This window comes from Vibrio sp. Makdt (genome assembly GCF_027587015.1).
In the GTDB taxonomy this organism is placed as follows: domain Bacteria; phylum Pseudomonadota; class Gammaproteobacteria; order Enterobacterales; family Vibrionaceae; genus Vibrio; species Vibrio chagasii_B.
On sequence record NZ_JAPPTH010000008.1, the window covers coordinates 133,374 to 145,567 of the forward strand.

Genomic DNA, 12,194 nt, shown 5'->3' on the forward strand with positions numbered 1-12,194 from the left:
ATTCAATCCGTAATATTCAATCCAACCCGCAAACTCTCTTTGCTTCTCTTCACCGTAACTTTTTTAGCCAGCCTCCATAAAGCGGCTATGCTTATACAATCGGTGCCATAAAAGAGCCTTAACAAGCAGTTACACCGAGGCGAACATGGCAGTTCCCTTGCACTTAGTTAACGGCAGTTGGATTCGCCTATCGAAATTCACACCAATACCATTATGGTGATTGAGGTTATTAATGTGAGACTTACCTCAAGTTCCAAGTGAATTAATGTGGAAATCCACAATAGCGCGAACATCCAATTATGTCGAAAATGCGTGCATTACAACCAATAGCGACGCCTCATGATTAAGCTGAACATAAAAACTCAAACCCTAACGCTTTGCATCGCTGCTCTGGGAAGCCTTTCTTTATCCGGTTTTGCACAAGCAGCGCCTAATCCAATGCCAGAAGCCGCAGAAACCTGTAGCGGTTGCCACCAAGCCGACGGGAAAGGCATGCCCAACATCGCCCCTATGCTTGCAGGGCTCAATGCTGACTACCTAGAACATCAACTGGTCTTATTCTCAAGTGGTGAGCGTCAAAGCGCGATCATGAAGGGCATGGCGGATGGTGTCTCTGATCCTGCAATTCGTCGTGAGGTTGCAGAATACTTCGCTTCACTGCCTTCATACGAATTCAGCGATTTAGAACAGCGCGGCTCACAAGCTGATATTGATAACCCTTATCGTAAGCTGGTATTCCAAGGCGATTGGGACCGCAACATTCCAGCTTGTGCAACCTGTCATGGGCCAAGTGGTATGGGCGTAGACAAGTTCCCACGCCTAGCGAGCCAGCACGCCGACTACATTCAAACTCAGCTCAACGCTTGGAAAAACGGCACTCGTAAGGGTGATGATTTGAACATGATGGGCAATATCGCCGGTAAGTTGACCGACGATGAAATCAAAAACCTGTCTTACTACTTCGCATCTTTCCGATACTAAAGGGCTCGCATGAAAACATTACTTCTAATTACCGCAACCCTTGCCTCTGGAATCGCTTATGCCGAAGCTGAGTTGCCCGATCGCCAAACCGAACTGCCCGCCGTTGAAAAACCACAAGATAATAAATATCTGGTGCCACGCGGCTTGGTAGATATTCCTGATGGGGAGTTTGGCGACAAAGTAAAACTGGGCTATTCGCTGTTTGTCGATTCACAACAGATGCGTGGTATGTTCGTCGGCAACGAACAAAACTGTGTAAACTGCCACATGCAAGCAGGCATGAAGCCCAATGCAGCGCCACTTTGGGGTGCGTACATGGCCTATCCGGCTTACCGTAAGAAAAACGACAAGGTCAACAGCTACGCTGAGCGTATTCAAGGCTGTTTCACCTATTCAATGAACGGAATCGCACCAGCCTTAGATTCAAAAGAACTGGTCGCACTCAGCGCTTATTCATACTGGTTGGCGATGGGCGGCATCTTAGATAAGAACGGTATGCAAGATACGCCAGTTCCTGAGATCAGTGATGCAGATTTACAAATCGGTGGTAAAGCGGAAAGCTTCCCTCTTCCGGAAGAGCTGTTAAGCAAATACCCGATCGATGATCGCAGCAAGTTGGCAGGCCGTGGCTACCCTAAGATTGCTAACCCTGAACAAGAACCGTCGATAGCGCGTGGTGAGAAGGTTTACCAAACCAGCTGCCAAACCTGTCATGGTCAAAATGGTGAAGGCATTAAAGGATCAGACGGCCGATCATACTTCCCACCACTGTGGGGCGAAAACGCGTATAACTGGGGCGCGGGTATGCACCGCGTGAACACAGCTGCCTACTTTATCTATGAAAACATGCCGCTTGGAAAGAGCCAGCAACTTTCGATTCAAAATGCATGGGATGTGGCTGCATTTGTGAATAGTCATGAACGCCCACAAGATCCTCGATACAAGGGTGATGTTGCTGGCAATGCTAAGCGTTACCACAACCACCAAGGTTACTATGGCAAAGAAGTTGATGGTCATGTATTGGGTACAAAAGCCTATCCAAGTGGTAAAGAAGTGATTCACAATCACTAACTTCAACCAAGGGGCACTCTTTGTGAGAAAGAGCCGCTCACGCTAGCTATAGCTGAACTTTACATTGTAAATTAGTGAACGCTAGAAAAGTAAAAAGCAGCCAGTTCGTGTAACGTTCTGGCTTCTTTTTTGATTTGATATAGCAGAGAAATCGTTAATCTTGCTGCATCTTCTCCCAAATCGTTGGCGACCCAATATAATCTTGCACTGAGGTGATGAACTCTTTCACTAGCTTGGTCTGCTTACGGTGCGGGTAGACGGCGTATATAGCAGTATCCGCTGTTGAAATGGCGTAATCAGGAAGCAGTGTCACTAAGCCCAACTCTTTCATGGAGGCGTACAGATTTGATTGATCAAGAAAGCCATAACCTAAGCCATCTTTCACACAAGAGACCATGGTACGAACATCACTCACCTTGTAATTGCCACGAATCGTCAGGCTCTGGAAAGTATTGCCATGCGGCTCTTCACTGATGCGTAGATGATCGACCGTCATATCGCCATTGGTATAAATCACCGCAGGCAGAGACAACAAATCTTGTGGCGTTTTCGGCTTACCATGCTGCTCAACAAAGTCATTTGAGGCGACCAGCATGAAGTTGCTGTCTGCTATCTTCTTCGCAATTAGATTTGATTCCACCAACTTGCTGAAACGAAACGCGATATCAAACTGCCCGGCAATGATGTTGGCGATCTTATCGTCCAATGAAAGTACGATCTGAACATCTGGGTACTTTCTTATGAACTGCGTGATGATAGGTTGCAAATATTGCTGCCCAAAATAGATCGGTGAGGTAATTCGAAGCACACCTTTAGGCTCTGACTGGTACGAATCGGCGATACCTTGAATCTGATTGATGGTGTCTTTCAGCACATAGGTTTGCGCAAGAATATCTTCCCCAGCTGACGTCAAAGAAAACGATCGAGTAGAGCGGTTGAGCAGCTGAACACCTAAGTCTTGCTCAAGCTTTTTGATCTGTTTAGAGAGTGAGGAATTGTCCATGTCGTGCAAGGTTGCCGCTTTGGTAAACGACCCTTGTTGAACTACATCTAAGAACAATAACAACTGATTGGTATTGGGCACTGTGCCGCTCCTGATATTAAACTCGATTAACGTTCATCTTTAGGGGTATCCATCACCACCATGGTTGTGATGGATTGAACCTGAGCACATTCCCCTAGCACATCGGCATGAAACTTCTTATAGCTCGGTAAGTCTTTAGTCTCAACTCTCAACAAGTACTCATTGGCACCGGTGATGTTGTGACACTCGACCACCTCTTTCTCCATAGCAACGTGCTCTTCAAACTCCAATTGAGCAGATTTTTTGTGGCTTGATAAACCGATCGAAACGTAGGCGATAAAACCCACGCCCATCAAACTGTTATCGAGAACCGCACGATAACCTTGAATGATGCCTCTCCGCTCAAGATCTTGTACACGCCTTAACGTCGCTGAAGCCGACAAACCAATCCGCTCTGAGAGCTCAATATTGGAGATTCTGCCGTCCAACTTAAGCTCTTGCAATATCCTTTCGTCAAATCTATCCATAAGTACTTATTATTGTGCATTTAGTGATAACAGAGGAAATAAAAGCACATAATTGCCTCACTTTCCACCTACTATGTTTCTCAACACGTGAAAGTCATGACCGGTCAGTCACTTCGTTCATTTTATTGCTGGAGAACCATTATGCCTTTAGAACAACTTAGCGCACTTGCCTTGTTTGCGTTTGTCTCGACCTTCACACCGGGTCCAAATAACATCATGCTCATGACATCAGGTGCCAATGTTGGCTTTGCCCGTACCATTCCGCACATGCTTGGCATTGCTTTAGGTTTTGCGGCTATGTTGCTGTTGGTTGGCTTTGGTTTAATGGGAGTTTTCAACGCCTATCCGGTAACTCACCAAGTATTGAAATACCTGAGCCTTGCGTACTTGGTGTACCTCGCAATTAAAATAGCCAAGAGTGGAAAAGCGAAAAGCACTGAAGCTTATAAACCGATGACCTTCATTGGCGCGGCAAGTTTTCAATGGGTTAACCCGAAAGGTTGGTCAATGGCACTGACAGCTATTTCTGTTTACAGCAGTGGCAGCTCATGGTGGGAGCTTGCAATCATCGCAGCCATTTTCACGCTAGCCAACTTACCATCTGTGACCTTCTGGACGGCAGCAGGCAAGCAACTACAACACTGGTTAACAACACCAGTCCGCATTAAAAGCTTCAACTACGGTATGGCTGGCTTGCTGTTAGCGTCGACCATTCCGATGTTGTAACCAGATAGCTTCTCTAAGATGGTTAGTAAGTGATTACTAGCCATCAATTTCATTACAAGTATCTAATAGCCTCACTAAGCCAACGACCAAACATCGTCTGCCCGCTCGGCGTTAACGTCCATACAAACGCCACTACATTGATTACTACGGTTAGCCAATAGATCGCTCTGAAAGGCTGTTTTTGTGTTTTATGACGCAGCTTATCTTGTGCGATCAAAGCGCCTAACCAACCACCAACAACAGAAAAGATGTGCAAGGTTTTCTCTGGCACGCGCCAATTACCATTAATCGCAGCTCGCTTGTCTTTCGCGTACACAAAAAACGTCACGACACCGATAACTAAATACCACGCCAACAGCACTTTAGAACTTTCCGCAAACAACATAGATGCCGCCACCAGAACCAAATAAGTGGTAGCGATTTGAATAGATGAAGACAACATCAACTCCTTTTGGGTAACAGCTCACATACTGTGGCAATTACGCCCTGTAGATTTTGATAAGGATGAGTAAGGCGTATTGTAATTCAGTTAGCCTGCACAAAATAAACAAGCCCTTTCATCACTACATAACATGATGGAAGTTAAAGGAATTATAAATATGTACAACCAAAAGTACGCCATCTACCAAGTTTTTACGCGTTTATTTGGCAATAAAAACACCCAACATGTCCCATGGGGCACCATTGAACAGAATGGCGTTGGCAAATTCAGTGATTTTACTGACAAAGCGCTGTCTGAAATTCGCAAGCTTGGTATGACTCACATTTGGTATACCGGAGTTCCTCACCACGCGTTAATCAATGACTACAAACATATTGGTATTTCAGACGATCACCCGAGCGTGGTAAAAGGCCGTGCAGGCTCCCCTTATGCCGTAAAAGATTACTACTCTGTTAACCCTGATCTCGCGGATAATCCCGCGCACCGATTAGAGGAATTTGAGGCGCTAATTAAAAGAAGCCACGACAACGGCTTAAAGGTGATCATCGATATCGTCCCTAATCATGTTGCACGTCATTACAAAGGGTTAAACAATCCCGAAGGCGTCAGTCACTTTGGTGCTCACGATGACACAACACTCGAATACCACCGAGACAATAACTTCTACTACATCCCCAACAGCGCCTTTGAACTGCCAAATATCGAGCCCGACTTTACTCCGCTTGGTGGTGAACAACACCCAAACCTAAGTTCTCCGTTTATCGAAAGGCCCGGCAAATGGACAGGCAACGGCTCACGCCTAGCGAAACCCAATTTCGACGATTGGTATGAAACCGTAAAGATCAATTACGGTGTGCGCCCTGATGGTTCAAAGGACTTCCCAGACTTACCGAGTGACTATGCTCAACGTGATTACCGCGAGCACTTCGATCTCTGGAAATCTATCGATGTGCCTAACTCTTGGGTTAAGTTCAGAGACATCGCCTTGTTCTGGTTAGATAAAGGCATCGATGGATTTCGTTATGATATGGCTGAAATGGTGCCTGTTGAGTTTTGGAGCTATCTCAACTCGTCAATAAAGATGCAAAAACCCAATGCCTTTCTAATGGCAGAGGTGTATCAGCCAGACTTATACCGCGACTACATCCACTTAGGAAAAATGGACTATCTATACGACAAAGTGGACCTATACGATGGGCTCAAAGCCGTTATGCAAGGCAAAGCTTCAACAGCCATCATTCCCGAGATTCAGCATCAAATGATGGACATAGAGCACCACATGCTGCACTTCTTGGATAACCATGATGAACAGCGTATCGCGTCTCCTGAATTTGTAGGCGACCCGAATATCGCCAAACCTGCAATGCTCGTCAGCGCCTTATTGAGCAGCTCACCGACCATGGTCTATTTTGGACAAGAAGTCGGCGAACCGGGCGCGGAGAACGCAGGCTTTGGACAACCCTCTCGAACATCCATCTTTGACTACATCGGTGTCCCACAGCATCAAAAATGGATGAACCACGGCGCCTTCGATGGTGGGCTATTAAACGATAACGAAAAGCAACTGCGTCACTTTTATCAAAAGGTGATGAACTTTTCGCTCGATCACTCTTCAATGACCGGACATTACCGAGATTTACACCAAAGCAATAATTTGAGTGATTCGGTTTACGCATTTCTGCGCTATAACGACCAAGAGCTGACAATAGTTGCTGCGAATTTCAGCCAACACACTACAAAGCGTGTTTGCTTGAGCATTCCACGTGATGTAATCCAAGCAATCAAAATTGCGGATGGCAGTTACTTGCTTAATGAACATATCGAATCTATTCAGTCACAAGAATTACGCGTAGAGGAAGGAATTGGCTGTTTCAATATTGAATTAAAACCGCTGGCATCGTTGGTTTGGGTATTACCTTTAAATACTTAAAACCCTTGTCGATATTATATAGAAAGAAAATAAAGGCTAATTGATAATTAACTTAATTACCAAACTAAATTAACAGTCGACCATTTCGATATCTTCCTCACATTTATAAGGATGAGCTCTCATCCTTATTCTCTACGCCTAGCCACTACGCCCTATCTTATTGATATTAAAGATATGAGCTATTGATCCAAGTAATTCTCTGCAAACTAAGTACAAATCGTGACATTGACACTAGGTTTCTTATTTTTACTTATTAAAAATAACTTTACATATAGACATCACAAATAGTTGACCACCGTTAAGACTAGGATATTCATCTTCATAAAAAGTGAAATATGGATATCGAAACGTGAACAATATAAATATTAATCAATGTTTAACTCTACGAAATACCTTTAACAATACAAAGAAAAGAAGCTTCAATAAATCGACCTTAGCCAAAGCGATTTTACCCCTTTTCACCGCCACTTTAATTGCAGGTTGTGGCAGTGATAATAACAGCGACACAGATACTGGTAATAGTGGTTTGTATCCAGCTGCAGAAAACGAAGTGGTTATTTACTACAAACGTGATATTGCAGCTTCAAGCACATCAGGCTCGACTTATGACGGTTGGGGGCTGCATTTATGGAATGGTGAAGGCTGCACTAGCACAGACCTAGAAGCGATGGGATTAAGTGCAACAGGTACAGATTGGAACAGCCCATACGAATACGATGGTATTAGCGATACTTACGGCGCTTACTATGTATTGAAAGTCGATCCAGACGCTTCTGACCCACACCGATGCATGAACTTTATCTTGCACAACGGAGATGAGAAAGCCTTTGGTAGCGCAAACTCAAAAGTAGAGCTGGATAAACTTGGTGAATCTCAGGGAGTATTTGGTTTCCATGGCAGTAGTGAGTTGTACTACGAACCTATCTCAGAACGACCTGTAAATATTGATGGTCAAAAAGCACATTGGCTTGATGCAACGACCATAGGTTGGGAGGCGGCTGGCAATGCAGACTCCGTAAAGCTCTTCTATGCATTGGATAACAGCATCTCAATGAATGATGACAAAGAGATTGTCGGTGGCACTGCAATTGAACTGAGCAAAGATGGCGAGCTATCCTCTGAATTAAAAGAACGTTTCCGCCACCTAGCAAGTTTACCAGCAGTCGCGATTGACGTTGATGACACAACACTGCGCACCATTTTGAAATCTCAAATCATTGTTGTAGCCTACAATGCCAATGGCGATGTTATCTCTTCGACCGAGATTCAGAAACCAGGCGTGCTTGACTCGGTATTTGCTAGTGAGGATGCCGGTAATGCAATGGGTGAAGAACTCGGTGCTATTATCGACGGCAGCGCAGCTACCTTTAAACTATGGGCTCCTACAGCCCAAGATGTTGAGCTAGTCTTATACAGTGAAGATCTAAAAAGTTCACAAGTCATCCCAATGACGGAAAGTACTGAGACAGGCATCTGGGCAACAGAATCGGTGTCTAACGCCGTGAACATGTACTACCGCTACCAAGTGAAAGTTTACCATCCAACCACTGGCAATATCGAAACTCGCCTTGTAACGGACCCTTACTCACTGAGTTTGTCGAAGAACTCAGCATACTCTCAAGTCATCGACCTGAATGATTCTTCCTTGATGCCAGAAGGCTGGACTGGCTACGTTCGTCCTACCGTCGAGAAAGACGAAGACCACGTGCTTTACGAGTCACATCTGCGTGACTTTAGCTTCAGTGACAAACTCGGCACAGCAAGCCTAAACGGCAAGTACCTCGCTCTCACAGAAACCGATCGTGAGTCGGTCAAACATCTGCAAGCGCTGAAAGATGCAGGTTTGACGACTTTGCATATCTTGCCAGCATTTGATATCGCCACCGTTGATGAAGATGAAGCAAGCCGCGTCGATATTACCGATACCGTTGGGAAACTGTGTGATGTAAAACCCGCCGCTGCCTTATGTGGTAATGAAGATGAAAACAGAGTTATCGAAGACGTACTCGACGGATATGACCCTTCAACGGGCGATGCACAAGCGTTAATGAACGACTTACGCATGCTCGACAGCTTCAACTGGGGTTACGACCCATTCCATTACACAGTTCCTGAAGGAAGCTACGCAACGGATCCAAACGGATCAAAGCGTATTCTAGAATTCCGTCAAATGGTTAAGGCCACGCACGACATGGAACTCAAGCTGATTATGGACGTGGTGTACAACCACACCAACGCATCTGGTGTGAATGATAAGTCGGTACTAGATAAGATTGTCCCTGGGTACTACCACCGTCTTAACGTCAACACAGGTGGCGTAGAAAACTCGACTTGTTGTGACAATACCGCGACTGAAAACCTAATGATGGGTAAATTGATGGTCGACTCACTCAAGGTGTGGGCTGACGACTACAAAGTGGATGGTTTCCGTTTTGACTTAATGGGCCACCAGCCAAAAGACGTGATGGTCGAAGCGCTGGAAGAAGTGCGCAAAATCGACCCGAATACCCTGTTCTACGGTGAGGGTTGGGATTTTGGCGAAGTAGCCGATAATGCACGCTTCGATCAAGCGAACCAAATCAACATGGCGGGCACTGAGATCGGCACATTCTCGGATCGACTGCGTGACGCTGTACGTGGCGGTAGCCCGTTTGATGGCGGTGTCGACTCAGAAGGTAACCACCCACTCCGCTTCAACCAAGGTTTCGGTAACGCTGCGGTTGCCAATGAAGAAACCAAGACAGATCAAGACTCCATCAACGGTCGCTTACACAACCAAGATCTTGTTCGCTTAGGTATGGCAGGTAACCTCGCTGAATACGTGCTAATTGATTACAAAGGCGATACCAAACTGGGTAAAAACGTCGACTACAATGGCGCGCCTGCGGGTTACACCAAGATGCCTTCAGAGAACATCTCTTACGTATCAAAACACGACAACCAAACACTTTGGGACAACAACGCATACAAAATCGCCACTGGTACTAGCTCTGCAGATCGTGCTCGAATGCAGTCTGTATCACTCTCTACCGTGATGTTGGGTCAAGGTATACCTTTCATCCACATGGGTTCTGAACTGCTTCGTTCTAAGTCGATGCAGCGCGATTCTTATGACTCTGGTGATTGGTACAACCGTATGTTCTTCGATGGGTCTGACAGCAACTGGAACATCGGCTTACCTCGTGAAGACAAAGATGGTGCGAACTGGGATCTGATTAAAACCATCATTGCAGACCCAACGGCGAAACCAGACGCAGACGACATTGCACTCACTAAACAACAGTTCTTAGAGTTATTAAAAATCCGCAGCTCAAGTGAACTGTTCCGCTTAGACACCGCAGACGAAGTCATGAAGCGAGTCGATTTCCGTAACGTTGGCGAAGACCAAGTCGAAGGCCTAATCGTGATGTCTATCGATGATGGTGTATCCGCAGGTACAGACCTCGATCCAGCGAACGATGCGATTGTCGCGATTGTAAACTCAACCAATGAATCTCAATCGTTCAAAATCTCAGGAGCAACAGGCTTCGCGCTTCACGATGTTCAACAAAACTCAGCGGATGACATAGTGAAAGGCGCAAGCTTTGCTAATGAATCATTCACTGTTCCAGCACTAACCACCGCGGTGTTTGTACAAGCACAAAACGGTGCACAAGGCGCTGGTTTGCCGGTTGATAACTCAGACAAGGATGTATCTAGCATTCCTCCGTACGGTCAAACTACCGTGTACGTGCGTGGTGATATGAATGGTTGGAACCCTGTTGATGATTGGGCGATGAGCTTTGTTGCTAATGGGGTTTATTCTGTAACAGGCAACTTAGACGCGGGTAGCTATGGCTTCAAGTTTGCGGATGCTGATTGGAAAACACCTAACTTTGGTTGCGATTCTGTAGAGCTTGCAAGCGGGTCAATCGATATTGGCACAGGTGGCAATTGCCAATTGAGCGTAACGGAAGCGGGCAGCTACACCTTCACTTTGAATGCAATTCACGAGCTTGACGACAATGTAGACAAAGCTGTGGTATCTGTCACTAAGAATTAAGCTCCAAGCTTAGGTTCAAGTAACAGATAATAAAACAAGCGAAAGCTAGCCTTTGGGAGACGTCAGTCTCCCTTTTTTGTACCCAATAAACGCCAACCTAAGAAAGCCTTCTCCTAACACACATAAGTAACATTCAACCTTTAGTGATTGAGGAACCTTGTTGGCACTCGGTGAATAAGAAGGCTTCTTTTTATTCACTTTCGGTTGCAGTTCCTGTACCCAGGATAAGCTTTCTTGAATCAAGTACATGAAATAGAGAAATGAGAGACGCTGTCTAGGCCAACGCCTACTTAATAGTAATCACGGATCCAAATGACATTGACCTACGTTAATCAGCTAGAGCGTTAGTGAATATCTATAAGCTCGCGTCTTCGAATCTCAAATATTTAACTAATTAAAGTATTTCATTTATCGCGGATAATAAAAAAGGACCCTATTAGGGTCCCTTCTCTTAAATCAGACTTTGTAATTGTATCAGCTACTTTTTATTAACTGCTTTTACAAAGACTTCTTTTGCGCCTTCAATGCCTAGTGCTTTCGCTTCGTCTAATAGACCCAAAGCTTTTGGAATATTGTCTGCTTCGACAGCGGCTTTGATTGCATTGTGGTAGTAAGTTTGTGTCTCTGGCTGAATCGCCTCAACCTTCGCTGCTGCTGGCTTAGCATTTGATTCACTGCTTGAACCGAACGAGAAGAAACCAACTCGATCAATAGCGACTTCTATTTTGCCAACGTTCGAGTTTGGAACTGGAATATCTTCAACTTCTGGTAGGTAGTTACCACGGCCTTCCGCGTCCAAACGAGCTGGGTGAATGACATCAGTAAAACCATCAAGGTCTGCTTGATCTGTATAGATAACTAAGTAAACCGACTGAGATGTGGTCGGTGGGTAGAAATCGTTTTCAGCAACAAGTCGATTACCCAAATGTAATCTTGGTTTTGCGTATTCGAAGCTATCTTTACCATAGCGCTCTAACTCACGACCGTTCTTATCATAGATAACCGCATTAGGGACAAATGCAGTGTCGCCGATCATGCTTGTAATCTTAATAGAGTATTCACCGCGATCCGCCGGTAGCTCGATCGCGACTACAGGGCTATTTATACCCTGATAGTTCAAAATTTGGCTGTCTGGTGTTACATCGAAAATTGCCGAGCTTGGCAGCTTCATCGGGGCAAATTGAAGACCAGCAAGAGAGTTAACTTGTTCAGCTTGTGCCACTTGCACCTGCTCTACAACTTGTGCAGATTGACAACCGGCCAACGCAACACAGCCACTCAACATTAGAGCTTTAAAATACATAACTCTTCCTTCTTGTTATTTTTTTAAGAAATTTACTAACTTTAATTACCACAAAGAAAACTATTCACCTAGGGAACGATCCACTTAATCGTACATTCCTTAAAAAAATAGCCGACGCGAGCCGGCTATGAATTAGGACAGTTTAGGA

At 45.1% G+C, this 12,194-nt stretch carries 9 protein-coding genes; 5 read left to right on the forward strand and 4 right to left on the reverse strand.

The window, feature by feature from the left end; genetic code table 11:
- Nucleotides 1–339 precede the first annotated feature (339 nt).
- Together OH460_RS12265 and OH460_RS12270 are read left to right on the forward strand one after the other, a co-directional pair.
- The gene (locus OH460_RS12265; RefSeq protein WP_269997408.1) at nt 340–981 is read left to right on the forward strand and encodes a c-type cytochrome; all 642 of its coding nucleotides are present in this window, start codon (nt 340–342) and stop codon (nt 979–981) included.
- A 9-nt stretch (nt 982–990) separates the two neighbouring features.
- The gene (locus tag OH460_RS12270) at nt 991–2,052 is read left to right on the forward strand and encodes a c-type cytochrome (RefSeq protein WP_269997410.1); all 1,062 of its coding nucleotides are present in this window, start codon (nt 991–993) and stop codon (nt 2,050–2,052) included.
- Between the two features lie 154 nt (nt 2,053–2,206).
- Here the strand turns inward: OH460_RS12270 and OH460_RS12275 are convergent, their stop codons facing one another.
- Nucleotides 2,207–3,136 carry a LysR family transcriptional regulator gene (locus OH460_RS12275; protein ID WP_269997412.1) on the reverse strand — a complete coding sequence of 310 codons (930 nt, stop codon included), beginning with the start codon at nt 3,134–3,136 and terminating at the stop codon, nt 2,207–2,209.
- Nucleotides 3,137–3,162: 26 nt separating this feature from the next.
- Nucleotides 3,163–3,603, reverse strand: coding sequence for an Lrp/AsnC family transcriptional regulator (locus OH460_RS12280; protein ID WP_171762024.1), 441 nt, complete (start codon nt 3,601–3,603; stop codon nt 3,163–3,165).
- Between the two features lie 141 nt (nt 3,604–3,744).
- Here OH460_RS12280 and OH460_RS12285 point away from each other — a divergent pair, with 141 nt between their 5' ends.
- Entirely contained in the window at nt 3,745–4,329 is a 585-nt protein-coding gene (locus tag OH460_RS12285) for a LysE family translocator (protein WP_060980635.1), read from the forward strand.
- 52 nt (nt 4,330–4,381) lie between these two features.
- Here the strand turns inward: OH460_RS12285 and OH460_RS12290 are convergent, their stop codons facing one another.
- Nucleotides 4,382–4,771: a DUF1294 domain-containing protein gene (locus tag OH460_RS12290; RefSeq protein ID WP_269997415.1), complete on the reverse strand. Its 390-nt coding sequence runs from the start codon at nt 4,769–4,771 to the stop codon at nt 4,382–4,384.
- Between the two features lie 157 nt (nt 4,772–4,928).
- On the opposite strand from OH460_RS12290, the gene OH460_RS12295 reads away from it, so the two are divergent.
- Together OH460_RS12295 and pulA are read left to right on the forward strand one after the other, a co-directional pair.
- Nucleotides 4,929–6,701, forward strand: a complete 1,773-nt coding sequence (locus tag OH460_RS12295) for an alpha-amylase family protein (RefSeq protein ID WP_269997417.1) — start codon at nt 4,929–4,931, stop codon at nt 6,699–6,701.
- Nucleotides 6,702–7,050: 349 nt separating this feature from the next.
- Nucleotides 7,051–10,743, forward strand: a complete 3,693-nt coding sequence (gene pulA / locus OH460_RS12300) for a pullulanase-type alpha-1,6-glucosidase (RefSeq protein ID WP_269997419.1) — start codon at nt 7,051–7,053, stop codon at nt 10,741–10,743.
- Between the two features lie 478 nt (nt 10,744–11,221).
- Here pulA and OH460_RS12305 read toward each other — a convergent pair whose 3' ends face one another.
- Nucleotides 11,222–12,046 (reverse strand): MalM family protein, encoded by an 825-nt coding sequence (locus OH460_RS12305; RefSeq protein ID WP_269997421.1) that lies wholly within the window; start codon nt 12,044–12,046, stop codon nt 11,222–11,224.
- Nucleotides 12,047–12,194: the final 148 nt, after the last annotated feature.

Excerpts from the sequence above, each read along its gene's own strand:
- OH460_RS12265 (WP_269997408.1), top strand. The coding sequence starts at position 340 with ATGATTAAGCTGAACATAAAAACTCAAACCCTAACGCTTTGCATCGCT.
- OH460_RS12270 (WP_269997410.1), top strand. The coding sequence starts at position 991 with ATGAAAACATTACTTCTAATTACCGCAACCCTTGCCTCTGGAATCGCT.
- OH460_RS12280 (WP_171762024.1), bottom strand. The coding sequence starts at position 3,603 with ATGGATAGATTTGACGAAAGGATATTGCAAGAGCTTAAGTTGGACGGC.
- OH460_RS12285 (WP_060980635.1), top strand. The coding sequence starts at position 3,745 with ATGCCTTTAGAACAACTTAGCGCACTTGCCTTGTTTGCGTTTGTCTCG.
- OH460_RS12290 (WP_269997415.1), bottom strand. The coding sequence starts at position 4,771 with ATGTTGTCTTCATCTATTCAAATCGCTACCACTTATTTGGTTCTGGTG.
- OH460_RS12295 (WP_269997417.1), top strand. The coding sequence starts at position 4,929 with ATGTACAACCAAAAGTACGCCATCTACCAAGTTTTTACGCGTTTATTT.
- OH460_RS12305 (WP_269997421.1), bottom strand. The coding sequence starts at position 12,046 with ATGTATTTTAAAGCTCTAATGTTGAGTGGCTGTGTTGCGTTGGCCGGT.